The organism is Marinoscillum sp. (assembly GCF_040222955.1).
Taxonomy (GTDB): Bacteria; Bacteroidota; Bacteroidia; order Cytophagales; family Cyclobacteriaceae; genus Marinoscillum.
This window is the reverse complement of record NZ_JAVKCA010000020.1, coordinates 247,416-270,946: the sequence shown is the minus strand read 5'-3', so window position 1 is coordinate 270,946 and position 23,531 is coordinate 247,416. Positions and strand designations below refer to the sequence as shown.

Sequence of the window (23,531 nt, the reverse complement as noted above, 5' to 3'; positions counted from 1 at the left end):
GCTCTCCATTTTGGAGAGCTTTTTTTATTTATATCGAGCTAATATTTTAATTTAGCAGCTTTCTTAATCAACAATCAAATCATGCGAGAAATACAATTCAGACAAGCGCTTGGCGAAGCAATGAGTGAAGAAATGAGAAGGGACCCCAAGGTCTTCCTTATGGGTGAAGAAGTTGCAGAGTACAATGGTGCTTATAAGGTAAGCCAGGGTATGCTCGATGAGTTCGGACCAGATCGCGTGATTGATACGCCCATCGCAGAGCTTGGTTTTGCTGGCGTTGGTGTTGGAGCAGCAATGAACGGCCTCAGACCAATCATTGAATTCATGACTTTCAATTTCTCCTTGGTAGCCATCGATCAGATCATCAACGGGGCAGCCAAAATAAAATCTATGTCCGGGGGGCAGTTTGATTCTCCTATCGTATTCAGGGGTCCTACCGGAAACGCAGGGCAGCTCAGTTCACAACACTCTCAGAACTTTGAAAACTGGTATGCCAATACACCCGGTCTGAAAGTGGTCGTTCCTTCTAACCCTTATGACGCCAAAGGCTTGCTTAAAGCATCCATTAGAGACGATAATCCTATTATCTTCATGGAATCGGAGCTGATGTACGGAGACAAGGGTGAAGTGCCTGAGGAAGAGTATCTGCTCAACCTGGGTGAAGCGCACATTGTGAAATCAGGAACAGACGTCACATTGGTCTCCTTTGGGAAAATGATGAAAGTGGCCGTAGAAGCTGCGGATTTGATGGCCAAAGAAGGTGTAAGCGTAGAAGTCATTGACTTGAGAACGGTGAGGCCAATTGATTACAAAGCCATTGTGGAGTCAGTAAAGAAAACCAACAGACTGGTCATTGTGGAAGAAGCATGGCCCCTGGCCTCTATATCCGCTGACATTAGTCATCATGTTCAACGACATGCATTTGACTATTTGGATGCGCCTATTCATCGGGTGAATAGCATGGACCTTCCGCTGCCCTATGCACCTACGCTGATTGAAGAGATACTTCCGAACGTAAAAAGAACTATAGAGGCCATCAATTCGGTTTCATACAGATAATTGCCCTCGTGCAACAAAAAAGGGATCAAGTGTACACTTGATCCCTTTTTTATATCCTTGTCTGATGACAGGCTTATGGCATCAAATTGGACAAAGCCTTAGCGCCGCCCATCTTGTTCATCGTTTTCATCATCTTTCGCATCTGCTCAAATTGCTTCAGCAATTGATTCACCTGATTCACAGAAGTCCCACTTCCATTGGCAATTCGCTGCCTGCGGCTTCCATTGATCAGGTTCGGATTCTCACGTTCCAGTGGAGTCATAGATCTAATAATGGCCTCTATAGGTTTTAAGGAGTCATCATCTATATCAATGTCCTTGATCGCCTTGCCCACACCTGGTACCATTCCCAGGAGGTCCTTGATATTACCCATTTTCTTGATCTGTTCCATCTGAGAAAGGAAATCGTCAAACCCAAACTGGTTCTTCTTGATTTTCTTATTGATTCGTCGGGCCTCTTCCTCATCAAAAGTCTGCTGCGCTTTTTCCACCAGAGAGAGCACATCACCCATACCCAGAATTCGCTTGGCCATACGGTCAGGGTGAAAGAGGTCGATGGCATCCATCTTCTCACCAGTACTAATGTACTTAATTGGCTTACTCACCTCTTTTCTTACCGAGAGGGCTGCTCCACCTCGTGTATCTCCATCCAGCTTGGTAAGTACCACTCCATCAAAATCAAGTCGCTGATTGAATGCTGCTGCCGTGTTAACAGCATCCTGCCCAGTCATAGCATCTACCACGAAAAGGGTCTCAGAGGGCTGTATTTCTTTCTTAATGCCTGCGATCTCGTCCATCATTGCCTGATCCACTGCCAATCGACCGGCTGTATCTATGATTAATGATTTCTTGCCATGCTCCCTGGCATACTTCACAGCATTCTTTGCAATCTTCAACGGATTCTTCTCATCAGGTTCCGTGTATACTTCCACTCCTATTTGCTCACCCAGTACCTTCAGCTGATCAATGGCAGCAGGCCTGTACACATCACATGCCGCCAGCAAGACTGTTCTCCCCTGCTTCTTAAACTGATTGGCCAGTTTACCACTGAAGGTGGTCTTACCTGAACCCTGAAGACCTGAAATCAGAATGATGTTTGGATTGCCATTCAAGTTGATGGGGACATTGGTCTCGCCCATCAGTATAGTAAGCTCCTCAGCCACTATCTTGGTTAATAACTGACCCGGAGACACGGCAATCAACACATCACGCCCCAGCGCCTTTTCCTTTATGGAATCGGTCACCTCTTTGGCCACCTTATAATTAACGTCAGCATCGATAAGCGCCCTTCTGATCTCCTTAACGGTGGCAGCAACATTGATCTCGGTAATATTACCCTGCCCCTTAAGTGTTTTAAAGGCTCTATCTAACTTAACACTAAGATTATCAAACATTATCTTCCAATTTTATCTACTGCAAAGCTAATAAACATCTGTTTATCGTAACCCATAGAGGCAATATTCAGTATTATACTTTACGTAGTACCTTGTAATACATAATAATAAAAACATGAACATGAAAAAGCTAAGCCTAACCATTTTCACCCTCCTGTTGCTTGGTCTCACCTACCAGGTTGATGCACAAAGTAAAGTAACTGCTAAAGACCTGATCGGGTCATGGAAACTGGTCATCGATGTGGATGAAGAGTTTGAAGAAGCTAAAAAGGAAGTAGATGAAGAGGACTCATTCCTGGGGAAAATTATTCTCAATTCCGTTTCAGGCATTGTTTCCGGGATACTGGAGGAAATTGACATCTACATGGAATTCAAACCCGGAGGAGAAGTGAAAGTCATAGTAGAAGCGTTCGACGAGCGGGAGATCGAATATTCACAATGGCAAATAGACAAAAAAGGTCGCCTGTACATTTCTGATACCGAGAACTTCTCAACAGGGGATTCTGACTACTGGTTGATGGAGAAAGGCGTTTTGATCCTGTATGAAGATGATGACGAGCGCAGTGATAACGTGTATTTAGTGAATATGGACGACATTTAAAATACCCCATAAAGGGTATTGGAACCCCAACAAATTCTGTTTTATTTTGAAACTATTATTAGTTTTTAAAGTTTCTTGGACTAATTTTACAAAATAACTCAGGATTTGTTATGAAAAACAAAACAGCTATAAAACTCCTATCCTCCATTACAGCCTATTTGATCCTCATGTTCGGTCTTGGCTGCGATGAAAAGATCATCCGCAATTTCTTTGATCTTCAGAGTAGCCTGGTTTCTACCATTTCCTTTGTCATTCCTCACCTATAATTTTTTTGAGATCGGCCGGTGAATAGTTAATGGATTTCAAGGTTTTATTGTCCTCTTTGCGATAAACCAAAAACTTACCCTCCTTCTCTACATAGTAAGCCTCTGTTCCTTTTTCACTCTGGTAGTAATCCACTGTCTGTTGCGCCTCTTCCTTAGAAACGCAAGCCTTGCTCATATTGGAGCGTTGCACCTCATTAAATAGCGTAACGAACTTATCACCCAAACCAAACTCCAGCACCGCTCCCGAAAGCACATACTGAATATCACAAAGGGCATCTGCCACCTCCACGATATCCTTATCCTCGATAGCCTGTTGGAGCTCATTGAGCTCTTCCTGAATCAGTGACACCCTAAGGGCACATCGTTCAGCAGAGGGGATCTGTGGTGTATCCAGCACCGGGTGTTTAAATGTTTTATGAAATTCTGAAACCTGATTAAGAGAATCTATTTTATCCATTATTTATCTTTTTCGTTTTTCAATGCTTTAACCAAGAAGTACACAAAGCCACCTACCACCACACCAACGATCAAAACCATACTTACTATCGCAGAACTACTCATAAACTGACTTTACAAAATCGGTGATACAAAAATTTATTGATTAGAATGCCCATCAAAATGACAGTCCCCCATTGCGTAACGATAGAAGCGTTGCTGTAAACATCCATCCAATTCCAGCTACCCTGGGCATCAAACCATGGGAATGTGCTATAGCCCTGTGACATCCACCAGTAAATTAAAAATACCCCGAGCAGTATATTCACATAGATGGCGTATTTAAAATACGCGTTTGAAATCGTAAAGTCCGAATCCTTGTCTATCAGTTCTTTCTTGAATTTGACCGGATCATACAAAGCTGTGGCAACGGATATAAAGATTCCACTTACGATCAATCCAAGCCCCCACACCCAATCCTGATTGCTAAAGAAGTCCAGGGAGTAGGCAGATGGCAACCCAAAGACTGTAAAGGCAATCAGTAGCACCACAGCAATCATACCATCAGAGATGCCAATGGTTGAGAGGTTACTCTTGAGGAGTTCGAGCATTGGCAGGAAGGAGCTAAAAGCAGCCAAAGTAAGTGCTAAAAAGAAAAGCAAGGTCATAAAGCCTCCGCCGGGAATGGTGGCAAAGAGTTTCGGTATAATCGTAAAGGTGAGTGCCTGACTACCTGACTGCAGGAAAGCCGTAGCTTCCTGATCACTGGCAGAAAGCGCAAATACGGCTGGCAGTATCGCTACACCTGCAAGAATGGAAGCAGAATTGTTCCCAAAGGCTCCGATGAAGGTATTCAACGTCACATCCTCTTTGGCCCGGGTATAAGATGAGATGGTAATCATCAACCCCCAGCCCGCTCCGGTAGACCAGGCCGACTGTGAGAGGGCCTCTATCCAGATGGTAGGGTTGCTGAAATTATCCCATTTGATGGCAAACATGTACTCCAGGCCCTTTGTACCGTTTTCCATGGTAAGCGCGGAGGCAGCCACGATCACCAGTAGGACGAATAAACTGGGAATCAGGATTCGATTGGCTTTCTCCAATCCATTCTTCACCCCTTTTCGCACCACAGTCACACCCAGTATGATCACCAATATGTACAGGCCAATGGTCACCATACTGCCGTTGGACAGCGAATTCCATTGATCCAGCAGGTAATCAGGATTGGTCGCCAATTTATCGGTGAGGGTAATCCCCATAAAGCCATCATATAAATTGATGACCGAAATGGACAGGTACTCTATGGACCAGGCGGTCACCACTGAGTAGTAAAACGCGATCCCAAGCGTACATACCGTAATGAAAAAGCCCATCCAGGTCAGCCTCTTACCAGCCAGTTTACCAAAAGACCCAATGACACCACTTTTATATTTTTTGCCTATGGAAAACTCCGCCAACAGCAAGGGAATAGACCACACAAAAAGAAAAAGGATCCAAAGCAGTATAAAGCTACCGCCATACTGCCCTGCCAACCGGGGGAAACGCCACAGGTTACCCGCACCAATGGCCATTCCCAATGAGGCCAGAATGATCCCCCAACGATTGCTAAACTCCTCTCCCTTACTCATAATTTGTCTTTGGAAGCACTAACCACAGATCTGTACAGATAAACCAGAATGAGAAATAGCAATACTGGTCCAAGAAGACTTCCACCAAACGTGCCATCACTCAGTTCAAAATCAAGGCCGAATGTGGCGATTAAAGCAATCATGATCCCCATCAGTGCCTCACCGGTAATTAAACCTGATGCAATCAGCAGACCGGCATTGGAAGCCTTGTCAGCATTCTCTGCAGATACTTTATTCTTCTTAAAGCTTCTATCGAGCATCCAGGCGATCACCCCGCCCACGAAAATGGAAGAATCCAACTCAAAAGGAAGGTAAAGGCCCACAGCCACGGCTAAAACAGGCATCCTGAAATTGGATCCAATTTTCTTAAGGTATTGATCAGCGGTGATAATGAGGGCACCAATTCCACCCCCTACGGAGATGATCGTCCAGGGGAGTTTTCCACCGAAAATTCCGGTAGCCACGCTCATCATCAGAGTAGCCTGTGGGGCCGTCAGCGGATTAGGATGCTCTGCTGTGGGGTTTCCAATCCCCTTAGAAGTCAGCAACAGATTTAATACAGGAGCTATCAGCAATGCCCCGGCTACAACACCTATCATTTGCATAACCTGCTGATTTCTGGGTGTGGCACCCAGTACATATCCTGCTTTCAGGTCCTGCATGTTATCTCCGGCAATGGCTGCTGCACAACATACCACAGCTCCTACCAAAATAGCTCCTGCAGCTCCGCGGGAAGGATCTGAAGAACCCATCAGCAAGAGCAGCAGCAGGGCGGTACTCAGAATAGTAGCAATGGTGACCCCGGAGATGGGGTTATTGGAGCTCCCAACAAGTCCGGCCATATAACCAGCAACAGCTGAAAAAAGGAAGCCCGCAAGCACCATAAGCAATGCCATGAAAAGGGTAATAGGCACGTCCCGTATAATGGTGAGGTAAATAAAGAAAACAGGTACGATCATGATTCCAATACCCATAAGCACCCAGGACATCGGTGTATCCAGTTCAGTTCTTAGGGTCTCGGAGACATTTTGTGCTCCGGCCTTAAAGGCCTTCACTCCGGATGTGAATGCTGTGGTGAGTGCACTCTTGAGACTTATTAAAGCCCATAAACCACCCACGATCATTGCGCCCACACCCAGATATCTCATTTTAGCACTCCAAAGGGCTCCACCAAGGGCTTCAGGACTAATGCCCTCCACACTCACAAACTTACCAGCCTCTACCAGTTCGGCTGCTACCTGAGCATATCCATTGAAGCTCAAATAAGCTGGCATGGCTATCCACCAGGTGATCACACCACCCATGAACACCAGGCTTGCAATATTTAACCCGACAATATAGCCTACCGCCACAAGAGCCGGAGAAAGGTTCAGACTGAAATATAAATAGGCCTTTTGGTTGAGGAGGGTCGCTTTCTCATATACCCCTCCCCAGAGCCTGAGTGCTTCAGTACCCAATTTGAAAAGGCCGCCGATCAAACTACCGTAAATCAGGTATTTCACAGACTTGCCACCAGTTTCGCCGGTTTTCAATACCTCGGCAGTAGCCACGCCTTCCGGAAACATTAGTTTCTCCTTGACGATGAGGGCATTTCTTAATGGGATGGTGAACAAAACACCCAATACCCCGCCACAAATAGAAATGAGGGTGGTTTCGATGTAGTTAAATTTCTCCCAGTATCCCATGATCACCAAAGCCGGGATGGTGAAGATCACCCCGGCGGCCAGGGACTCACCAGCTGATGCAGCTGTCTGCACCATATTATTCTCCAGGATATTTGAATTTTTGAAAGCCTTGAGGATGGCCATGGATATCACTGCTGCCGGAATAGATGCCGAGACTGTGAGTCCTGAGAACAATCCAAAGTAAGCATTGGCGGCTCCTAAAACAACGGACAAGAGTGCTCCTATGATAATTGACCTGAAAGTAAGCTCGTTGAGCTTGGTTTCAGGACTAATGTAAGGTTTGTGCATGTAATTTTGGGTTTGGGGTATTTTGACTGCCGACAAAAATGCCTATTTAAGTCGCAAACCCAAAAAGTACACGATATCTTTTTATCTCCTACTACCGCCAAAGGAAAAAACTTTGTAACTGCCTCTGATCAGTTCATTTTCTTCCTGCTCAATTTTTGTATACCTGATCGCCGCTGGTGCTTTCTCCGGCTATGGTATATTGTCCGCGGTCCATATAAAGTCGGTTTCCTGATCTCGAATTGCCCACACGCAGGTTTCCGGAAGTGGCCCTTAGATCAAAACCGAGTGATCCAATTTCATTTTCAAACACAAAATAAATGTCTCCGGAAGTAGATTTGAATCGACAGTCTCCCGTAATGCGCACATAGTCACCTGTGATATTTCCAGAAGTGGTTCCTGCCTCAATCGCTCCCTCCACTCCGTCGAAATCCAGGTCTCCGCTTGTGGCAAAAGCCTTCACATTACCCGTTACCTTGTCACATTCGATGTTACCGGAGGTCACCTGAGTTTCCAGGTTTCCCCGTATTTCGAAGTACTCCTGACCTCCACTGGTAGACCTCATGGCTATATTTCCGGTGACATTTCTTGCACGAAGATCTCCTGAAGTTGTTTTTAGCCAGCAATCTGAGGTGATATTCTTCAGCACGATGTCTCCACTGGAGGTGGAGGCCTCCAACTCGCCAGTAAAATCCGATATGTCGATATCGCCTGAAGAATTAGTGACTTTGAGCTCAACATACGCCGGAAGAGTAAGCGTAAGCTTGCCGGCCTCTATATTGGACCATCCCCTGTTCCCTTCCTTCTTGCGTTCCACCTTGAAAACAACTGTAGTGCCTGTCTTGATACTGGCTATCACGTAGTCTCCCGGGGATCCATTGCCTTTGATGATGCCATCAAAAATGAGACTGGAACCCGGCTGGACGGATACGTCACAAAATACACCTTCCACCACCACTTGTTTTATGTCGGGTGATTCAAAATGGTGTTCGGCCAGTATGGTCTGGGCTAAAGAAGCAAATGATACAAGAAGGCAATAAATGAGCGTAGTGGTTCTTTTCATAACTAAAATGTTTTAGTCAGTAGATGCCGCTCCGCTCACAAAGGTTGCACTTAGCCTACTTTAATTTTTGAAAGTTCGGCCAGGAGTCTTAATCCCTCCTTCAGGTATGGATCCTCAGAAAGTTTCTTCGCGTTCTCATCGGTAAAAAGCTCGCTCTGGTCCAGCGTAGTGGACAGGTTATCTTCCACCTCCTCATCTTCCTGCTGCATGAGTCTGCGCTCCTCCAGATTCAGCGAAACGGCGGTCTGTTTTCTCAACTCTTTGGCTTTTTCAATTTCCTTCACCAAATCCTGTAGGTCCTTATCCTCCTGCAAATGATTCTGATAGAGGGCCTCCAGTTTACTAATCATTTTAGGTGAGATCTGATTGGTCATTTTGAAATTGGAAGAGGAGATCTCGTCCCATGGCAGGGCATTGGGTCGTCCGCTCTCCCCGAAAATTTCATCATCATAAGGAGATGGAAAAGCAATATCAGGTGCCACACCCAACTTCTGAGTACTGCTTCCTGTCACTCTATAAAATTTTGCAAGGGTCATTTTGAGCTGCCCCAGTTCCACATCTGATTGGCGCATGTACCGGCCTATGTCTATGAGATTCTGAACAGTGCCTTTACCGAACGTATTCTCTCCTACCACTATACCTCTCTTATAATCCTGAATGGCCCCGGAGAAAATCTCAGAAGCCGAGGCACTGTATCGATTGGTCAAAACGGCCAACGGTCCATCATAATATACCTTTCCGTTGTCTTCATCTTCCATGATATCAACGCTGTTATCTGTATTTCGCACCTGAACAACCGGCCCTTTCGGGATAAACAGGCCTGTGAGTTCTATGGCCTCCTGTAGGGAGCCGCCGCCATTGTATCTCAAATCAATCATCAATCCGTCAACGCCTATCTGATTGAGGCTGTCAATCAATTTCTTTACATCACGTGTGGTGCTGCGGTAATCCTTGACCCCACTGTTCATCTCCTCGAAATTCAAATAGAAACTTGGGATGTTGATAACCCCCAGACTAAAAGTCTGATTGCCCTCTGTGATTGGAATGACCTCAGCTTTGGCTGCTGATTTCTCCAACTTGATTTTATCTCTTACCAGCCTGATCGTGTCTGGAAGTGCATTGATGTCCTTGTCATTCTTGATCACCTGCAGCCTCACCACCGACCCTTTCGGCCCCCTGATTTTCTGCACCACTTCATCCAGTCTCCAACCCACTACATCCACAAACTCATCATCATCGCCCTGAGCCACGCCTATAATCTTGTCGTCCTTCTGAAGTCGCTGACTCTTGTAAGCCGGACCTCCGGGGATAATATCTGCCACTTTGGTATAATCGAGCTGCTGGGTGAGCTGCGCTCCGATTCCCTCCAAAGAGAGACTCATGTCTATCTGGAAGTTTTCTTTGGCTATCGGCGAGAAATAATCCGTATGCGGATCATAGGCACTCGTGAGAGCATTCATATAAGCCTGATAGACATCTTCACTATTGTACTGATAAAGCGCCTTCTCCACCCGCTTATATCTTTTGCCCAAAGCTTCCGCTATGTCTTTCCATTCTTTACCTGCCAGTTTGTAACTCAGCGCCTGGTTCTTGATGATTTTGGCCCACACATCGTTCTGTTCTATCTTATCTTCAGGCCATGGAAGGGCCTCTCTGTCTGTTTCAAAATATTCCCTCTGCTCAAAATCAGGTTCTGTTTTCAGCAGTTCATGCACATAATCTATTCTATCAAGAGATCGCTCACGATAAATACTAAATACCTGATAGGCAAAATCAAGATTTCCTTCCGGGAGGTCATTATCTATTCTGTATCTGTATTTCTCAAAATAGTCCAGATCACCCTTCATAAAATAAGATTTATTGGGATCCAGGGATTCAAAGTAGTTATCGAAAACCACCGAAGAAAGTGAATCATTCAGTGTGGCCTTGCGGTAATGGTATCTGTTCAGCAAGTTGATAATCACAAAAGTCTCGCTCGAATGCTCAGGTTTAGGTTCCAACACCTTCAGGGAATCGGACACCAATTGGTCCTGGTGTGAAGTCTGGATGGTATGCTCAGATCCATCAGAAAACCCCAGGCTCACTACCAGCAAAAGAATCAACAGAAGATTGTTCATATATTTAAGATAAGATTTTTGAATCGATTTGAATTGTCAAACCCTTTTCACAATGGACTTCTTCAAAAACGAATGAACTCCTTTATGGTTCGAATCTAACGACAGTGCTAAATCAATGATAACTAATTTTACGAAAAGTGATTACCTAAGGACATATTCCGTACCAAAACTCCCACAGTTCCCGATTATTTTCCTGCAATGGTAAAAATCCTCCTCAGCTGGTCATGAGTGTTTTGTCCGTGAATCTGGATATTTTAATTTAGATACAACAATTTAACCAAATCGGAAGTTTGCTTTAAATGTAATAAATCCATTATTTTCGAGATATACATAGTTTGGTAAAAACCTAAAATTCAAAAGAAAGATGTCAGAGTTGTACAAAGAACTACTAGAAGGCAATCAAAATTGGGTAAGGAACACCCTGAAGCTGAACCCGGATTTTTTTGATAGCCTGGCGGAAGCACAAAACCCACAATTTCTTTGGATCGGTTGCTCAGACAGCCGGGTTCCGGCTACAGAAATCACCAACACCCTCCCGGGTTCTATTTTTGTACACAGAAACATTGCCAATGTAGTGGTGCATACAGATTCCAACCTGCTCAGTGTGGTCAATTACGCAGTGGAGGTCCTCAAAGTAAAACATATCATTGTATGTGGTCACTATGGATGTGGTGGTGTGAAAGCTGCCATGAGCAATGAAGACTTTGGCTACCTCAACAACTGGCTCCTGCACATCAAAGATGTATACAGACTGCACCAAAAGGAACTTGATGCCATTGAAGACACCCACAAGCGCTTTGATCGATTTGTGGAAGTGAATGTACAGGAGCAGGTCCATGATCTTTCGAAGGTTTCATTCATCCAGGAAAAGTGGAAAACCGGGGAATTTCCTTACATCCATGGTTGGGTCTATAGTCTTAAGGATGGTCTGCTCAGAGACCTGAATGTCACGATCAACAGTCAGGAAACCCTCGACAAAGTATTCAGATATGATTAAGTAAGGGTCCCACTCATCGGGAACCATAGCCATCTCGCGCAGATGATCAAAAAAAGCGCGGGGCAACGATTATTCATCGTTGCCCCGCGCTTTTTAGTTATAAAGGACTGCTGATTCGTTATGAATTACTCCTGGAGGTGATTCCATACCAAAGCCGCAGCTCCAAGGACCGCCGCATTCTTATTCATCATGCCTGATGGAAGTAGCTTTACCTTCCCTTTGTAAAAAGGCAACAGGTTTTCTTCCAGGTGCTTTCGGGTAGGATCAAAGATCCATTTCCCTGCCTTAGCCAGCCCGCCCAGAAGGAAAAAGGCTTCCGGATGAGAAAAGGCGGTGAAATTAGCCAATTGCTCTCCCAGTATTCTACCGGTCATTTCAAAAGCTGCCAGGGCTATGGGGTCTCCATCCTCTGCCGCCTTAGTGATGATTTCACCATGCAGGTCGTTATATGAATAATCCCGCAATACACTATCATCCATCATATCTGACAGCAGGTAGAAGACTGTTCGTTTGATTCCGGTGCTGGACACATAAGCTTCCAGTCCACCACGAATCCCCAATCCTGTAAGGCGCCCATTGTCTACTATCTTGACATGCCCAAGCTCACCAGCCTGCGAATCAAATCCATAAATAAGTTGACCATTGCTCACGATCCCACTCCCGAGGCCCGTGCCTAGTGTGATCACCATGAAATCTTTCATGTTCGCAGCATTACCATAGATCATTTCACCAATGGCCGCAGCATTGGCATCATTCGTAATGTAGATAGGCAGGTCATACCTGTTCTTTAGTTCTTCAGTGAAGGGTACTATCCCCTTCCATAGCAGATTGGCCGCATGCTCTATGGTCCCACGATAATAGTTGGCATTGGGAGCGCCCACTCCTATTCCCATCACCTCATGCTCAAAATCTATCTGGCTCCGTAATCCTTCAATTTGCTTCTTCAACTCATCCAGGTAGTCACCAAAGCCCTTGTGCATGGTGGTAGAAAAATCCATGTGCGCATACAGATTACCCTCTCTGTCTACAATACCCAGTTTGGTGAGTGTACCCCCTATATCCACTCCAATCGCTACTTTCTTCAACATTATCCGAAAATGTGTGTTATAAAATTTTTTAAATCCTGATAAGCTCCAAATATATACAGATCAGGTAAAAGGATTTGCCAAAAATTGAAGCGGATAGGGATTAATAATAAGCGAAGACCAAGCAGTATATCTCATTTTTTTGTATTATTGGTATATAAAAATTCACTTAGCCATGAAAAAAACCTTAATGCACGGTATCTATATCGTCATCATTGCCTTCTTTGTGATCCATGCATACTTCAAAGCCGGGGTTGCTCAAAAATCGATGGAGATGGCCGAAAAGGCTATGTCACAGGCAGAAATGTCCCAGGCCGACGCGGTAAAACAAGCGGAAATTTCAGAGTCCTTGGCAGCCGAAAAAACCAGGGCGCTCTATAGCGCTCAGGTGCTTAAAGATGAACTGGAAGCGTGTAAAGGAAAAAAATGAAAAAATACGGTATTCACATTGTCTACATCCTCATTATTGTGGCATTGGCAGTACTCAGCCGTGTGAAAACCAATAGTTTGGAAGCAGAGTTGCTCAGCGCAAGAGATAGCGCAGAGCAGAATGCCGTCCTGGCCAGGGAAGCGAGTGAGCAAGCCCTGAAACAAGCAGAGTTGGCCAGGATGGAAGCCTCACGGGCAAAAGAAACAGAAGAACAGACACGAAAGATGTTAGAAGAATGTCAACAACGTAAATGACCACATACCTATTTGCATACGGATTTCTCAAGACCCGTTTTCACGGAAACAGAAAAACAGAAACACCGGAAATAAAGGCAGAATTAATCTCCAATGGGCTCTATCCAGGCAGGATGTTTCGAGTCAACGTGTACCCAGGGGTAGTATATGACCCGGAATGTGGCCAGAAGGTCAAAGGTGAAATTTTTAAACTGGAGAATGCTGAGGAAATGCTGCACGTACTCGATCGCTATGAAAACGCCTTGCCTTTGGTGCTCCTGGATCCTGACTATGAGCGCCGCATGCGTACCATAGAAACCCCCTCCGGACCTCTTGACTGCTGGGTATATGAATACCTCAAGGCAGTTAATCCCGCAACCGAAATCAAAGCAGGTGAATTCTAGTCATACTTTTGGGTGATTTGTCAGGTCACATTTGAAAGCCAGTAATATTTTATCCTTCTTTGGGCCTCATCCAAAACAAAGACTAACATGGAAAAAGAGCCCAAAGTAACTGGTATAGGTGGTATATTCTTCAAAACCACCGACCCAAACGCTACCAAAGACTGGTACCGACAAAACCTCGGCCTGGTGACCGACCAATACGGTTCGTCCTTCGAATTCAGAAACACTAACAATCCAGAGGAAATCAATTACCTCCAATGGAGCCCTTTCACCGATGACACCACCTATTTCCAGCCGTCTCCCAAGGAGTTTATGATCAACTACCGCGTGCAGAACCTGAAGGGACTACTTGTCAAACTCAAGGCTGCAGGAGTCACCATTTGCGATGAGGTAGAGGAGTTTGAATATGGAAAATTCGTACACATCATGGACCTGGATGGCAACAAACTGGAACTGTGGGAGCCGGTGGATCATGTTTTCACAGAGATTCTTGAAGGCAAAACCACCAAGTAATCATGGACTTTTGATAAAAAATCATGAAATATGACTATTTTGATGGGTAGAACCGTTCTTAAGATAGTCATGACAAAGATTCTACTCACCAAACTCCAATGCATCGTCAATGATGAAATAGACGAGGACGAAGTATTCCTCAAGTATAAAGGTGAAAAAATCTGGCCAGAATCCGGGCTCTATAAGGGAATAGATACGTCTGAAACTTTTGAGGTTAATGTGACTTTGGAGATTGAAAACCAGGAAGAGCCCATGGTAGTGGAGTTGTGGGACTTTGATTTTCTCAGCGCCAATGACTTTCTAGGCACCTTCACCATGAAAATAGGATCAGATACTGAGGGAAGTTTCAGTACCAGCATGGCCCTCAAAGAAGAAGGCAGCACCGCATCCTACATACTTTATTGGGAAATTTTATAAAAGCCGGCAACCAAATCTCTCGATTGTCTGTTATGTGCTGATATGTCAAATTTCCACGAGTTAATCAACCGAAACACCCCCACCCTGGTAGACTTTTACGCTGACTGGTGTGGCCCGTGCAAACTAATGCCACCCATCCTGAATGAGGTCAAATCCAACATGGGTAGTGCTGTCAACATTATTAAAGTAGATGTAGACAAAAACAACAAAGCTGCTCACAAGTACGGGATCAGGAGTATACCCACGCTCATCCTTTTCAAGAATGGAAAAATCCTCTGGCGCAAAACAGGTGTAGCCCAGGTGGCTGAGATACAGCAGGCGGTAAGAAAAATCGCCTGATTACTGTGGGTGATAGACAGACTTTGCAGTTCTCCTCACCTCCTCTATATCCAGCGTCATGGGCTTTCGCTGTTGCTTAATGAACTTCAGCATCTGATCGGCATAGTGTGGACTATCGCGTTGGTTGCTGGCGCCATATACATTAATGGTTTCTACTATGGGCAATCCATCTTCAGGGTAGCGCACCAGCATGATCAGTGACTCCCCCTGCGATGCACGGACTCGCCCATCCTTGTAGGGTTTGGCATCCATGGCTGTGATCACATCCAGGATGCCATTTACCGGCATTTCATACGGCCCCCTCACCAGCAGTTGATAATCACCAAGGCGGATGTCGATCCTCTTGAAGTATTTCTTCAGATAAGCATGGGTGTAGGCCACCGCCTCCCAGGCCTCTGCCTCCGTAAGCGGATATGGAACCCCCGTGTACTTCGACCGGTACTTGTCCACCAGGTGCCGATAAAGAATCATAAACTGCGCTGCTCCAAGGTTATTGAAATGAGCGGAGCGATCCCACTCATGAAGGATCTTTATCAACTGAGCATACTTCCGGTGCTTCATGCTATCCAAACGAAACACCTCACTCAGGTCCGCCGGATATGCCAGCTGCTGTGGCAGCGTATCGTCGTACTTCACAGCCAAAAAATCCTCCCAGGTGAGTACGTCATATTGCTCCATTAACTCCATGAAACGGGTGCTCCTGTTGTTCTCAAATTCGCGATACCCCATGGTGGAATCATAGTCCTCAGGGTTCGGATTATCTGCGGGTGCGGTACAGCTAAAGGCCGAGTTGTTGGTGTTAAAAACATAGCCCGATTCAGGGTTCAGAACCTGGGGTAAATCTTCCAAAGGATGAAACTGATCCGTCAATGTTTTACTGGTATTACCAGGTAAAGTTTTGGTCCAATCGTATTGAGGATCACGTCTGGGAATTTTGGCATTTCCAAGGTAAAAGATGTTATCCTCCCGGTCAGCATACACGATATTGAACCCCGGGATAGCCACCATCTCCAACGCTGATTTAAACGATTTCCAGTCCGTGGCTTTGTTCATTCGGTACCATTGCTCCGGTGCCCGCAGGTCATGGAGGGCTCCCAGGTTAAAGGCAAAATAGCCTTTTTCATTTTTCACCACAGGACCATAAACACTCCTGAAAATCTCCTTTTTAACGTTGATTTTAAGACCAAATATTATTTTGATTGATAATTTAATTTCTTCTGAATCAAGGGTTTTCCACTCATTATCAAATCTATACTTTAATGCATTTTCCGGATTCATCTCCAACTGAAACACATCGATCTTGTCAGGATAGTTGACGGTATGCGCCCATCCCAAATTTTCGTTGGTGCCATGAAAAATCGTGGCCCCGCCCGGAAATAACCCGCCCAGAGCATTCCAGCCCTCATCGCTTACCAGGTGGGCTTCATACCAGCTCGTGGGTCCTTCCAGCGGTTGGTGCGAATTGATGTTGAGGTAGACATAATCATCAGCTGTTTTCTTTCTGGCAAAAGCAAAAGCGTTCGAACCTTTTCCGGTCAAATCCGGAGCCCCGGCTACCGTCCCTTTGACGAGATTTCCGATCACCTGGTCGGCTCCAGAGATCACTGCCAGAGAGAGCACATATGCAGAGAGGACCTCCTTTACTGTAAGGGGAAAAGAGCCTTCTACGAGAACCCGCTCAGGATACCTGGCAGCAAAGGCATTGAGCCCCTCGGTATAGGCTGTAATCAGGGCCACATAAGCCGGCGACAAAGTCTCCCATTGGGTCTCTACTACTTGCCTGCATCCCAACAGGGCCACTACATAATCAGCCGCTGCTCCGTCCTTCCCGAGGTGCAGACCGAGCATCTGTTTTCCGGCCAGCATAGTTAGCTGGATGGTCTGAAAATCATCTTCAGCATGTGCCCATGCCAGCCCATAGGCCACCCCCGGGTCCGTAGGTGCATAGATGTGTGGTACGCCATAGGTGTCCCGTATGATTTCCACCTCCTGTGGCTGTACCTGTCCGCTGGCAAAAAAGACCCATAGGACACCAATAATTGAGCTAAAGATTTTCATATTGCATTCAGGAAACTAACAATGCCACAAGATAAAAAATATAACATAGGATTGGTGCTGAGCGGTGGCGGTGCCCGGGGCTTTGCGCATTTGGGCGCACTGCAGGCGCTTCATGAAGCCAAAATCTACCCTGATGTGATCTCAGGTGTAAGTGCCGGAGCCATTGCCGGAGCCTTTTATGCCCACGGAATGGCGCCTGAGGATATTTTTGAGCTGCTCAAAGAAAAAGGGGTACTGGAGTACTCCAAGTTTGGATTCCCCATCAATGGACTGCTTTCGCTGGATGGCCTGGTTCGGGAAATCAAAGACAACATCCCTTGCGAAGATGTGAGTGACCTCTCCAAGCCTGCTTTTTTTGCAGCTACCAACCTGAACACCGGAAAGGTAGAGTACTTCAGTAAAGGAAACCTGTGTAAGGTCGTAGCTGCTTCGGCCTGTATCCCCATACTCTTCAGCCCGATCAAAATGAATGGTTATCAGTACATCGACGGGGGCACTTTTGACAACTTCCCTGTGAAACCCATTCTCAATAAATGCGAGAAAATCATTGGCATCAACATCAGTCCGGTGAATGAGATTGAAGAATTGAAATCACTATCAGCGATTGCTGCACGTGTATTTCAACTAAGTGTGAACGCCACGGCCCATAACAGCCTGAGAGAATGCGACCTACTGATAGAACCGCAAAAACTTTTTAAGTACAGCATACTGGATAGCAGTGCAGCGGATGAGGTTTATCAAATCGGCTATGAGGCTACTAAAAAAGAATTAGAAGAGAACCCTTTGGAAGACTGAGAGCACCTGACTATTTTGTGGCCACAAATTAACAAAACAAGCATCATGATGAACCCATGGCATAACGTACGAATAGGAAAGGAATCTCCTGAGGTGGTAAATGGAATCATCGAAATCCCGCAAGGCAGCCGGGCCAAGTATGAACTGGACAAGGACTCAGGTCTCCTTATTCTGGATCGGGTGATTTACTCCTCCATGTACTATCCGGCCAATTATGGTTTTATTCCGCGTACTTACTGCGACGATGGTGACCCATTGGATATCCTGGTGCTCTCACAGATCGTGATAGACCCGCTATGTATTGTGCCAGCCAAGGTGATTGGGGTAATGCAGATGCTGGATCAGGGTGAGAAGGATGATAAAATCATCGCAGTGGCTCAGGGAGACATGAGTGTCAACCATATGAATGACATTGGTGACCTGCCACCCCACTTTGTGAAAGAGCTCAGAAACTTCTTTGAAGACTACAAGAAGCTGGAAAAGAAGACAGTTGTCATCGAAGACTTTCAGGACCGTGATACGGCTGTAGAAATCGTTAAAAAGGCTGTGGAGGACTACACCAAAAAATTCGGCTAAATCAGCTGAGCTTTCTTCCTCACAAGCTTGTGATCGAGCCATTGAATGGCCATCACCATCACCCCGATCAGCAACCCCCATACACCGATCTGTGGCAGGTATACCAGTGTATCTCTGTCCGCAAAAATGAGCAGGCACACCGATGCAGAAACCAGGAAGCCGAACATGGCCAGTCCGTACACCCACTTCACACTCCTATCCATCAGCACCTCCCTTTTCCCAATTTTGGCCAACACACGATCAGAGAATTCTGCGGACATGGAAACCTCAACGGGCCTTTTCAAGGCCTCTTCAAGTTTCTGATCTATTTCATCTTGTCTCATAAGTCATGTATTTCTTTCCCAACATAAGGCTCCGATAGTGCTCTTAGCTTCTGCTTAGCCCTGAACAGGTAATTTTTCACCGTGCCCTCGGGCATTTCCGTCACTTTCACTATTTCAGGATAGCTAAACCCCTCCAGATAATAAAGCGTCAGCACTGTCCGGTAGTTCACAGGCATCTGAGCAATCAATGAATGAATAAAGGTAGCATAGTCAGTCCTTTCAACCGAATGATCCTCCTGCCCAATACTGAAATGAACCGCCTCCAAATCCTGCTCCTCAATTTTCCTGTTGCGTTTCCTCAGGTGATTCACCGCCATGCGGTAGGAAATGGTCGCTATCCAGGTGGAAAGTTTAGCATCAAATTTAAAGGTGTCAAGGCTTTCGTAAACCTTTACAAACACATCCTGACAGAGCTCCTCCCTGTCCCGATCATCATCTACGAGCCTGGCCACCATATGCACTACCAGCCGCTGATACTTATCGATCAGCTGCCTGAAAGCCCATTGGTCCCCCTTCAGGACCTCTAACACCAGTACTTTATCCTCCATTCAGAAACCATTAGACACCACCACCCGCGTGGATGTTGCAGCCATCCATAATTTATTTCTTTTTGAAAAAATTCTCCCTACCCTGCAACATTTACCTCACCCCCTGGTGTCTAACCTTCCAAATCTTAAAAACTAAAATCATGGATCATCATTTAGAATCAGTGCTTATGCCCATCGCGATACTCGGCACACTTTCAGTAGGGATAGTGCTTATCATCAAAACCCTCACTGAGTACTTTCTCAGGAAAAAAATGGTAGAAAAAGGTCTGGTGGGCAATGATGCCGGCGAGCTCCTCAGAAAACAGGCCGAGAACAAATATGCAGCCCTCAAGTGGGGCCTGATCATTCTCTTTGGCGGCTTAGGCCTTATGATCATCGAGGCGATTCCTTATGATGCCTCCTCCACCCTCCCTTATGGTGTTTTGGCTACCAGCCTCAGTCTGGGCTTCCTGATCTACTTTGGGCTGGTGCAGAAAATGAACCGGGACGAAAACTAATCTGCCATGTGGAGAAACTATTTCATCGTCAGCTGGCGAAACATCAAAAAACACAAGGCCTTCACTGCTATCAACGTGGTGGGCCTTTCGCTCAGCATGTCCGTTTGTCTGCTATTGATCCTGCTCGTCTATGATCATTACTCCTATGACACAGTCCACCCATATGGTGACCGCACCTTCAGGGTACTTACTTATCACAAAGGAGCGCGAGGTATTTTCTCCAATGGCTACGCAACCTCACCACTGCCTATCGGAGAGGCACTGAGCAATGGGTATACCATTGCTGATACTTACACCAATCTTAACCATGGCCTGCATGGCGAAATACGCTCGGAGCACAAAGTGATCAACCCGGAATCGGAATTTGAAGGACGCTCCTTGTTTGCTGATCATAACTTCTTTAAGGTGTTTGGGTTTGAGCTCAAAGAAGGTGATCCGCTAACGGCCCTGAATGAGCCTTACTCTATGGTACTCACCTCCAAAATGGCCAACCTCCTTTTTCCACAGAAAAATGCCCTGGGTGAAGAGGTGATCATGGAAGGCATGGGCCGATACCGGGTGACTGGCATACTGACAGAGGACTTACCCAAAAGCCACATCAGGTTCAACCTGCTGGCGAGCTTCTCCACCATCCCCTTGCTGGCCAAAGAGAACCACATGACCAATGAGTACAAGGATTGGGAAACCACCTGGATGAATTACAACTACATAGTGCTCAATGATAAAGCTTCCAGGGTGGAAGCCGAGGCACTGATCAACCAGATCGCATCCGAACAAATGAAACTTAAGGAGGATCATCCCGGCTATGAGTTTGAGCTTCAGGGGCTCACTGAGGTCGTACCTGGAAAGCTGCTCAGCAACGAAATCTCCTTCACCCTGCCTAAAATCGTGCTGCTGTTCTTCGCACTCCTCGGGCTGGTGGTCATTATCACTGCCAGTATTAACTACGCCAACCTGTCCATTGCCAAATCGCTGACACGAACCCGGGAAGTAGGCATTCGTAAGGCCAATGGCGCCTCTAAATCACAGATCATCACACAATTCCTGGTGGAATCGGTACTCATCTCCACCCTCTCACTGTTGGTAGCCATCGGTATTTACTGGTTCCTGATTGATCAGTTCAACTCCCTCTGGATTTTCAATCAGGTAGGCATCACCCTGGAAGACACTGTGTTTGCTTATGGTTTCTTTCTTCTGTTCAGTCTCCTCCTTGGGCTCATTTCAGGAGTGGGTCCGTCGTATTTTGTATCAAGATTAGATACCATCCGGTCATTGAAAGGGAATGGCGCCTTTTCCAATACCCACAAGGGCGGGCTTCTTTCCAAAATATCCGGTAAAAAAATCCTCCTGAGTATCCAGTTTGGGCTCTCAATTGTCATGCTGGTGAGCATATTCCTGATCAGGGATCAGGCCAATTACCTGACCAGGAGCAGCTTTGGATTCGACGATGAGCACATCTACTTTGTACGCCTACAGGGACATGACCCGAAAGTCATAGAGACCGAATTTGCCAGGACCCCAGGTATAGAAGACGTCACCTTCACCTCGCACCACCCCGCTGTAGGAAGGTCATATGGCGGGAATATGAAACTAAACGAAGCGGATGAGTACATGACCATTTATCATTTTTCTGTAGAAGAGCGGTATGTGAGTGTCATGGGCCTTGAGCTGATCGCCGGAACGGATTTTCCCCAAACGGCTAATCACCAGCAAGAAAAGTTTATCGTGGTGAATGAGCTGGCCACCAGGCGTCTCGGCTTTGAGTCTGCCGCTGAGGCGGTCGGTGCCCTGATCTACGTAGAAGATGACTCCAGGGTGAAAATCATTGGAGTGGTCAAAGACTATCACTGGGAACCCCTGATGAAGTCTATCGAACCGCTGGCCCTGCGCATCAAACCTGAGGATTATCAGTATGCTTACTTCAAAATCGGCGTAAATGATCCGGGGGCCTTTGGCAAGCAGATGGAGCAAAAGTGGAATGAGTACGATGAGGCCAGAACCTTTCAGGGTGGATTCCTCAATGAAGAAACGGACCTTTTCTATCAGTTCTTTTATGACCTGGGCGGCATCCTTACGTTTATCTCACTCATTGCCATCGCCATTACGGCATTGGGGTTTCTGGGCATGGTAAGCTTTCACCTGAAAACGCGAACTAAGGAGATCGGAATCCGAAAGGTATTGGGTGCCAGTTTCGGGCAGATTACCCTGTCAATGACGGGAGGATTCATGATCATGCTGGCTGCTACAGCGCTGGTCATGGTGCCTGTAGCGGTGTTTGCCAACGGGCTCTGGATCAACGAAATGGCTGTACACTCTCCCATTAGCATTTTCAACGTGGGGCCTGCGATACTCATCGTCGTGCTGCTCTCAGGGGCTACTATCCTGACTCAGGTATGGAGAAACACCTCCGAAAATCCGGTCAATGCATTGAGGTCAGAATGATTATTTGGGGATACCTGCCTTATTGGCCATGCCACAGGCTGTACAGGTGAGTATCCCCATAAAGTTTTTCTCCTGGCAGGCCATACACTCATAATAGGCCACATCCGGCAGAGGATCCCCGTGCTCATCAAAAAAAGTCACCGGGATCTCACACTTTTCACATACATAATTGCGCAGCTTCTCCAGCCGCTGATCCTTCTCGCAGTGCGGGCACCGCACCGTCACACCCTTCTTGCGCTTATTGATTGCAGATACCCGCATCCAGAAAAACAGCGGGATCACCACGATCATTAAACCAATCACCCAAATATTTTCAATTCCCATCGGTTTCAAGTTACTTCGAAGAATCAAATTCTCCGTTAAAAGCTAACTAATAATGAAATTTAGATTATCCATTGGGCTATCCCTCCTTTGGTGTGCCGTGTTGGCACAATCTCCCCTGCACTCCAACCTTCAAAACAGCACCCTTGGGTATACCGTCATCACTCCCCCAGGTACCGCCAAAGGGCTGATTGTCTTCATCCCGGGCTTTGCGCAGACTGCTGATCAGCTCCTCCAGGAAACCGAGTTTGAAAAGTTGGCTTATCTGTATGGAATCGCTACCATCGTGGTCCCCTGCGGGCGTAAGATGTATGCCGATGGGCAGGTGGCGAAGCTATTGAACGAGGCGATTATAGCTACGCTGAATGACTACAAAATAGCGCCGAATCAGGTGGTAATGGGCGGTTTCTCAGCAGGTGGCACCATCGCATTGAAATACACCCAATACTGTCTGAAATACCCCGAAAGCTACCCGATCAAACCAAAAGCAGTCTTTGCAGTGGACTCCCCTGTAGACCTGGAAGAAATTTACCACTACATGGAGCGGGAGCTCGTCAGGCAATACTCAGAAGCGGGAGTAAGTGAGGCCTATGTGGTGAAGTCGATCATGGAGCGTGAGCTGGGAGGCACACCCAACGAAGTACCCGGTCGCTATCAGGAATTGAGCCCTTTCACTAAAGGGGCAAAACAAGGTGGAGAAGCGGAAGTGCTGAAATCATTCCCTGTCAGGCTCTACCACGATGCAGACATTCAGTGGCAACTAAAAAACCGAAGAAGGAGTTTCTATGATATGAACATAGCGCCTGCCTCTGAAATGATCAACCAGCTCATGCTCATGGGCAACACCCAGGCCGAGCTGATGATGACCGTGGGTAAGGGCGTGCGTAGCAATGGCGAACGACACCCGCATTCCATGTCCATCGTGGACGAACAGGACCTGATGACCTGGATCCTGAAACACCTGGGCGTGGATACCAACCCTGCGCATAACAAAGCGGGTCATTAAACCAGACTGAGTCCA

The 23,531-nt window shown here is 46.4% G+C and carries 27 protein-coding genes; 14 read left to right on the top strand and 13 right to left on the bottom strand.

Annotation, left to right across the window (positions count from 1 at the left end; translation table 11 throughout):
• Window positions 1-81 precede the first annotated feature (81 nt).
• On the top strand, window positions 82-1,059 hold the full coding sequence (locus tag RIH33_RS17715; protein ID WP_406655227.1) for a pyruvate dehydrogenase complex E1 component subunit beta: 978 nt from the start codon (window positions 82-84) through the stop codon (window positions 1,057-1,059).
• A 73-nt stretch (window positions 1,060-1,132) separates the two neighbouring features.
• Here RIH33_RS17715 and ffh read toward each other — a convergent pair whose 3' ends face one another.
• Entirely contained in the window at window positions 1,133-2,452 is a 1,320-nt protein-coding gene (ffh, locus tag RIH33_RS17710; RefSeq protein WP_406655226.1) for a signal recognition particle protein, read from the bottom strand.
• Window positions 2,453-2,573: 121 nt separating this feature from the next.
• Between ffh and RIH33_RS17705 the strand changes: the two genes are divergently transcribed.
• Window positions 2,574-3,053, top strand: a complete 480-nt coding sequence (locus tag RIH33_RS17705) for a hypothetical protein (RefSeq protein ID WP_406655225.1) — start codon at window positions 2,574-2,576, stop codon at window positions 3,051-3,053.
• Between the two features lie 137 nt (window positions 3,054-3,190).
• On the opposite strand, the gene RIH33_RS17700 is transcribed toward RIH33_RS17705, so the two are convergent.
• From RIH33_RS17700 to RIH33_RS17670, 7 genes are all read right to left on the bottom strand, one after another.
• Window positions 3,191-3,313, bottom strand: a complete 123-nt coding sequence (locus RIH33_RS17700) for a hypothetical protein (RefSeq protein ID WP_406655224.1) — start codon at window positions 3,311-3,313, stop codon at window positions 3,191-3,193.
• A complete protein-coding gene (locus RIH33_RS17695; RefSeq protein ID WP_406655223.1) occupies window positions 3,303-3,776 on the bottom strand; it encodes a hypothetical protein in 474 nt (157 codons plus the stop codon). The genes RIH33_RS17700 and RIH33_RS17695 overlap by 11 nt, the downstream gene beginning before the upstream one ends.
• On the bottom strand, window positions 3,776-3,856 hold the full coding sequence (locus RIH33_RS17690; RefSeq protein WP_406655253.1) for a hypothetical protein: 81 nt from the start codon (window positions 3,854-3,856) through the stop codon (window positions 3,776-3,778). The genes RIH33_RS17695 and RIH33_RS17690 overlap by 1 nt, the downstream gene beginning before the upstream one ends.
• A 20-nt stretch (window positions 3,857-3,876) precedes the next feature.
• Window positions 3,877-5,382 carry a sodium-dependent transporter gene (locus RIH33_RS17685; RefSeq protein WP_406655222.1) on the bottom strand — a complete coding sequence of 502 codons (1,506 nt, stop codon included), beginning with the start codon at window positions 5,380-5,382 and terminating at the stop codon, window positions 3,877-3,879.
• The gene (locus RIH33_RS17680) at window positions 5,379-7,355 is read right to left on the bottom strand and encodes an OPT family oligopeptide transporter (protein ID WP_406655221.1); all 1,977 of its coding nucleotides are present in this window, start codon (window positions 7,353-7,355) and stop codon (window positions 5,379-5,381) included. The genes RIH33_RS17685 and RIH33_RS17680 overlap by 4 nt, the downstream gene beginning before the upstream one ends.
• Before the next feature lie 148 nt (window positions 7,356-7,503).
• Window positions 7,504-8,415, bottom strand: a complete 912-nt coding sequence (locus RIH33_RS17675) for a DUF4097 family beta strand repeat-containing protein (RefSeq protein WP_406655220.1) — start codon at window positions 8,413-8,415, stop codon at window positions 7,504-7,506.
• A gap of 50 nt (window positions 8,416-8,465) precedes the next feature.
• A complete protein-coding gene (locus RIH33_RS17670) occupies window positions 8,466-10,532 on the bottom strand; it encodes a carboxy terminal-processing peptidase (RefSeq protein WP_406655219.1) in 2,067 nt (688 codons plus the stop codon).
• A 364-nt stretch (window positions 10,533-10,896) separates the two neighbouring features.
• On the opposite strand from RIH33_RS17670, the gene can reads away from it, so the two are divergent.
• Window positions 10,897-11,529: a carbonate dehydratase gene (can, locus tag RIH33_RS17665; protein ID WP_406655218.1), complete on the top strand. Its 633-nt coding sequence runs from the start codon at window positions 10,897-10,899 to the stop codon at window positions 11,527-11,529.
• Window positions 11,530-11,654: 125 nt separating this feature from the next.
• Here can and RIH33_RS17660 read toward each other — a convergent pair whose 3' ends face one another.
• A complete protein-coding gene (locus RIH33_RS17660) occupies window positions 11,655-12,617 on the bottom strand; it encodes an ROK family protein (RefSeq protein ID WP_406655217.1) in 963 nt (320 codons plus the stop codon).
• A gap of 172 nt (window positions 12,618-12,789) precedes the next feature.
• On the opposite strand from RIH33_RS17660, the gene RIH33_RS17655 reads away from it, so the two are divergent.
• The 6 genes from RIH33_RS17655 to trxA all read left to right on the top strand — a co-directional run bounded on the left by RIH33_RS17655 (window position 12,790) and on the right by trxA (window position 14,950).
• On the top strand, window positions 12,790-13,044 hold the full coding sequence (locus tag RIH33_RS17655) for a hypothetical protein (RefSeq protein WP_406655216.1): 255 nt from the start codon (window positions 12,790-12,792) through the stop codon (window positions 13,042-13,044).
• A complete protein-coding gene (locus tag RIH33_RS17650) occupies window positions 13,041-13,298 on the top strand; it encodes a hypothetical protein (RefSeq protein WP_406655215.1) in 258 nt (85 codons plus the stop codon). Before RIH33_RS17655 ends, RIH33_RS17650 begins: the two co-directional genes overlap by 4 nt.
• Window positions 13,295-13,681, top strand: a complete 387-nt coding sequence (locus tag RIH33_RS17645) for a gamma-glutamylcyclotransferase (protein ID WP_406655214.1) — start codon at window positions 13,295-13,297, stop codon at window positions 13,679-13,681. The genes RIH33_RS17650 and RIH33_RS17645 overlap by 4 nt, the downstream gene beginning before the upstream one ends.
• 87 nt (window positions 13,682-13,768) lie before the next feature.
• Window positions 13,769-14,194, top strand: coding sequence for a VOC family protein (locus tag RIH33_RS17640; protein ID WP_406655213.1), 426 nt, complete (start codon window positions 13,769-13,771; stop codon window positions 14,192-14,194).
• 69 nt (window positions 14,195-14,263) lie between these two features.
• Entirely contained in the window at window positions 14,264-14,611 is a 348-nt protein-coding gene (locus tag RIH33_RS17635) for a hypothetical protein (protein WP_406655212.1), read from the top strand.
• 42 nt (window positions 14,612-14,653) lie between these two features.
• Window positions 14,654-14,950 carry a thioredoxin gene (gene trxA, locus RIH33_RS17630; RefSeq protein WP_406655211.1) on the top strand — a complete coding sequence of 99 codons (297 nt, stop codon included), beginning with the start codon at window positions 14,654-14,656 and terminating at the stop codon, window positions 14,948-14,950.
• On the opposite strand, the gene RIH33_RS17625 is transcribed toward trxA, so the two are convergent.
• Window positions 14,951-17,008: a penicillin acylase family protein gene (locus RIH33_RS17625; protein WP_406655210.1), complete on the bottom strand. Its 2,058-nt coding sequence runs from the start codon at window positions 17,006-17,008 to the stop codon at window positions 14,951-14,953.
• 21 nt (window positions 17,009-17,029) lie between these two features.
• On the opposite strand from RIH33_RS17625, the gene RIH33_RS17620 reads away from it, so the two are divergent.
• Both RIH33_RS17620 and RIH33_RS17615 read left to right on the top strand, forming a co-directional pair.
• Window positions 17,030-17,803 (top strand): patatin-like phospholipase family protein, encoded by a 774-nt coding sequence (locus RIH33_RS17620; RefSeq protein WP_406655209.1) that lies wholly within the window; start codon window positions 17,030-17,032, stop codon window positions 17,801-17,803.
• 45 nt (window positions 17,804-17,848) lie between these two features.
• Window positions 17,849-18,379, top strand: coding sequence for an inorganic diphosphatase (locus tag RIH33_RS17615; RefSeq protein WP_406655208.1), 531 nt, complete (start codon window positions 17,849-17,851; stop codon window positions 18,377-18,379).
• On the opposite strand, the gene RIH33_RS17610 is transcribed toward RIH33_RS17615, so the two are convergent.
• Together RIH33_RS17610 and RIH33_RS17605 are read right to left on the bottom strand one after the other, a co-directional pair.
• On the bottom strand, window positions 18,376-18,702 hold the full coding sequence (locus RIH33_RS17610) for a hypothetical protein (RefSeq protein WP_406655207.1): 327 nt from the start codon (window positions 18,700-18,702) through the stop codon (window positions 18,376-18,378). The genes RIH33_RS17615 and RIH33_RS17610 overlap by 4 nt on opposite strands.
• Window positions 18,699-19,250 (bottom strand): RNA polymerase sigma factor, encoded by a 552-nt coding sequence (locus RIH33_RS17605; protein ID WP_406655206.1) that lies wholly within the window; start codon window positions 19,248-19,250, stop codon window positions 18,699-18,701. Before RIH33_RS17605 ends, RIH33_RS17610 begins: the two co-directional genes overlap by 4 nt.
• A 140-nt stretch (window positions 19,251-19,390) precedes the next feature.
• On the opposite strand from RIH33_RS17605, the gene RIH33_RS17600 reads away from it, so the two are divergent.
• Entirely contained in the window at window positions 19,391-19,747 is a 357-nt protein-coding gene (locus tag RIH33_RS17600; RefSeq protein ID WP_406655205.1) for a DUF6249 domain-containing protein, read from the top strand.
• A gap of 6 nt (window positions 19,748-19,753) precedes the next feature.
• A complete protein-coding gene (locus RIH33_RS17595; protein ID WP_406655204.1) occupies window positions 19,754-22,189 on the top strand; it encodes an ABC transporter permease in 2,436 nt (811 codons plus the stop codon).
• Here the strand turns inward: RIH33_RS17595 and RIH33_RS17590 are convergent, their stop codons facing one another.
• On the bottom strand, window positions 22,190-22,513 hold the full coding sequence (locus RIH33_RS17590) for a DUF2614 family zinc ribbon-containing protein (RefSeq protein WP_406655200.1): 324 nt from the start codon (window positions 22,511-22,513) through the stop codon (window positions 22,190-22,192).
• Window positions 22,514-22,565: 52 nt separating this feature from the next.
• Between RIH33_RS17590 and RIH33_RS17585 the strand changes: the two genes are divergently transcribed.
• The gene (locus RIH33_RS17585; RefSeq protein WP_406655199.1) at window positions 22,566-23,516 is read left to right on the top strand and encodes a hypothetical protein; all 951 of its coding nucleotides are present in this window, start codon (window positions 22,566-22,568) and stop codon (window positions 23,514-23,516) included.
• The last annotated feature ends 15 nt before the right edge of the window (window positions 23,517-23,531 follow it).

What these genes read in the sequence shown, in the direction of transcription:
- RIH33_RS17600 (WP_406655205.1), top strand. Translation starts at nt 19,391, where the DNA reads ATGGATCATCATTTAGAATCAGTGCTTATGCCCATCGCGATACTCGGC.
- RIH33_RS17585 (WP_406655199.1), top strand. Translation starts at nt 22,566, where the DNA reads ATGAAATTTAGATTATCCATTGGGCTATCCCTCCTTTGGTGTGCCGTG.
- RIH33_RS17595 (WP_406655204.1), top strand. Translation starts at nt 19,754, where the DNA reads ATGTGGAGAAACTATTTCATCGTCAGCTGGCGAAACATCAAAAAACAC.
- RIH33_RS17645 (WP_406655214.1), top strand. Translation starts at nt 13,295, where the DNA reads ATGACCACATACCTATTTGCATACGGATTTCTCAAGACCCGTTTTCAC.
- RIH33_RS17640 (WP_406655213.1), top strand. Translation starts at nt 13,769, where the DNA reads ATGGAAAAAGAGCCCAAAGTAACTGGTATAGGTGGTATATTCTTCAAA.
- RIH33_RS17695 (WP_406655223.1), bottom strand. Translation starts at nt 3,776, where the DNA reads ATGGATAAAATAGATTCTCTTAATCAGGTTTCAGAATTTCATAAAACA.
- can (WP_406655218.1), top strand. Translation starts at nt 10,897, where the DNA reads ATGTCAGAGTTGTACAAAGAACTACTAGAAGGCAATCAAAATTGGGTA.
- trxA (WP_406655211.1), top strand. Translation starts at nt 14,654, where the DNA reads ATGTCAAATTTCCACGAGTTAATCAACCGAAACACCCCCACCCTGGTA.
- RIH33_RS17685 (WP_406655222.1), bottom strand. Translation starts at nt 5,382, where the DNA reads ATGAGTAAGGGAGAGGAGTTTAGCAATCGTTGGGGGATCATTCTGGCC.
- RIH33_RS17605 (WP_406655206.1), bottom strand. Translation starts at nt 19,250, where the DNA reads ATGGAGGATAAAGTACTGGTGTTAGAGGTCCTGAAGGGGGACCAATGG.
- RIH33_RS17670 (WP_406655219.1), bottom strand. Translation starts at nt 10,532, where the DNA reads ATGAACAATCTTCTGTTGATTCTTTTGCTGGTAGTGAGCCTGGGGTTT.
- RIH33_RS17690 (WP_406655253.1), bottom strand. Translation starts at nt 3,856, where the DNA reads ATGGTTTTGATCGTTGGTGTGGTGGTAGGTGGCTTTGTGTACTTCTTG.
- RIH33_RS17615 (WP_406655208.1), top strand. Translation starts at nt 17,849, where the DNA reads ATGATGAACCCATGGCATAACGTACGAATAGGAAAGGAATCTCCTGAG.
- ffh (WP_406655226.1), bottom strand. Translation starts at nt 2,452, where the DNA reads ATGTTTGATAATCTTAGTGTTAAGTTAGATAGAGCCTTTAAAACACTT.
- RIH33_RS17590 (WP_406655200.1), bottom strand. Translation starts at nt 22,513, where the DNA reads ATGGGAATTGAAAATATTTGGGTGATTGGTTTAATGATCGTGGTGATC.
- RIH33_RS17660 (WP_406655217.1), bottom strand. Translation starts at nt 12,617, where the DNA reads ATGTTGAAGAAAGTAGCGATTGGAGTGGATATAGGGGGTACACTCACC.
- RIH33_RS17715 (WP_406655227.1), top strand. Translation starts at nt 82, where the DNA reads ATGCGAGAAATACAATTCAGACAAGCGCTTGGCGAAGCAATGAGTGAA.
- RIH33_RS17635 (WP_406655212.1), top strand. Translation starts at nt 14,264, where the DNA reads ATGACAAAGATTCTACTCACCAAACTCCAATGCATCGTCAATGATGAA.
- RIH33_RS17625 (WP_406655210.1), bottom strand. Translation starts at nt 17,008, where the DNA reads ATGAAAATCTTTAGCTCAATTATTGGTGTCCTATGGGTCTTTTTTGCC.
- RIH33_RS17650 (WP_406655215.1), top strand. Translation starts at nt 13,041, where the DNA reads ATGAAAAAATACGGTATTCACATTGTCTACATCCTCATTATTGTGGCA.
- RIH33_RS17675 (WP_406655220.1), bottom strand. Translation starts at nt 8,415, where the DNA reads ATGAAAAGAACCACTACGCTCATTTATTGCCTTCTTGTATCATTTGCT.
- RIH33_RS17680 (WP_406655221.1), bottom strand. Translation starts at nt 7,355, where the DNA reads ATGCACAAACCTTACATTAGTCCTGAAACCAAGCTCAACGAGCTTACT.
- RIH33_RS17655 (WP_406655216.1), top strand. Translation starts at nt 12,790, where the DNA reads ATGAAAAAAACCTTAATGCACGGTATCTATATCGTCATCATTGCCTTC.
- RIH33_RS17610 (WP_406655207.1), bottom strand. Translation starts at nt 18,702, where the DNA reads ATGAGACAAGATGAAATAGATCAGAAACTTGAAGAGGCCTTGAAAAGG.
- RIH33_RS17620 (WP_406655209.1), top strand. Translation starts at nt 17,030, where the DNA reads ATGCCACAAGATAAAAAATATAACATAGGATTGGTGCTGAGCGGTGGC.
- RIH33_RS17705 (WP_406655225.1), top strand. Translation starts at nt 2,574, where the DNA reads ATGAAAAAGCTAAGCCTAACCATTTTCACCCTCCTGTTGCTTGGTCTC.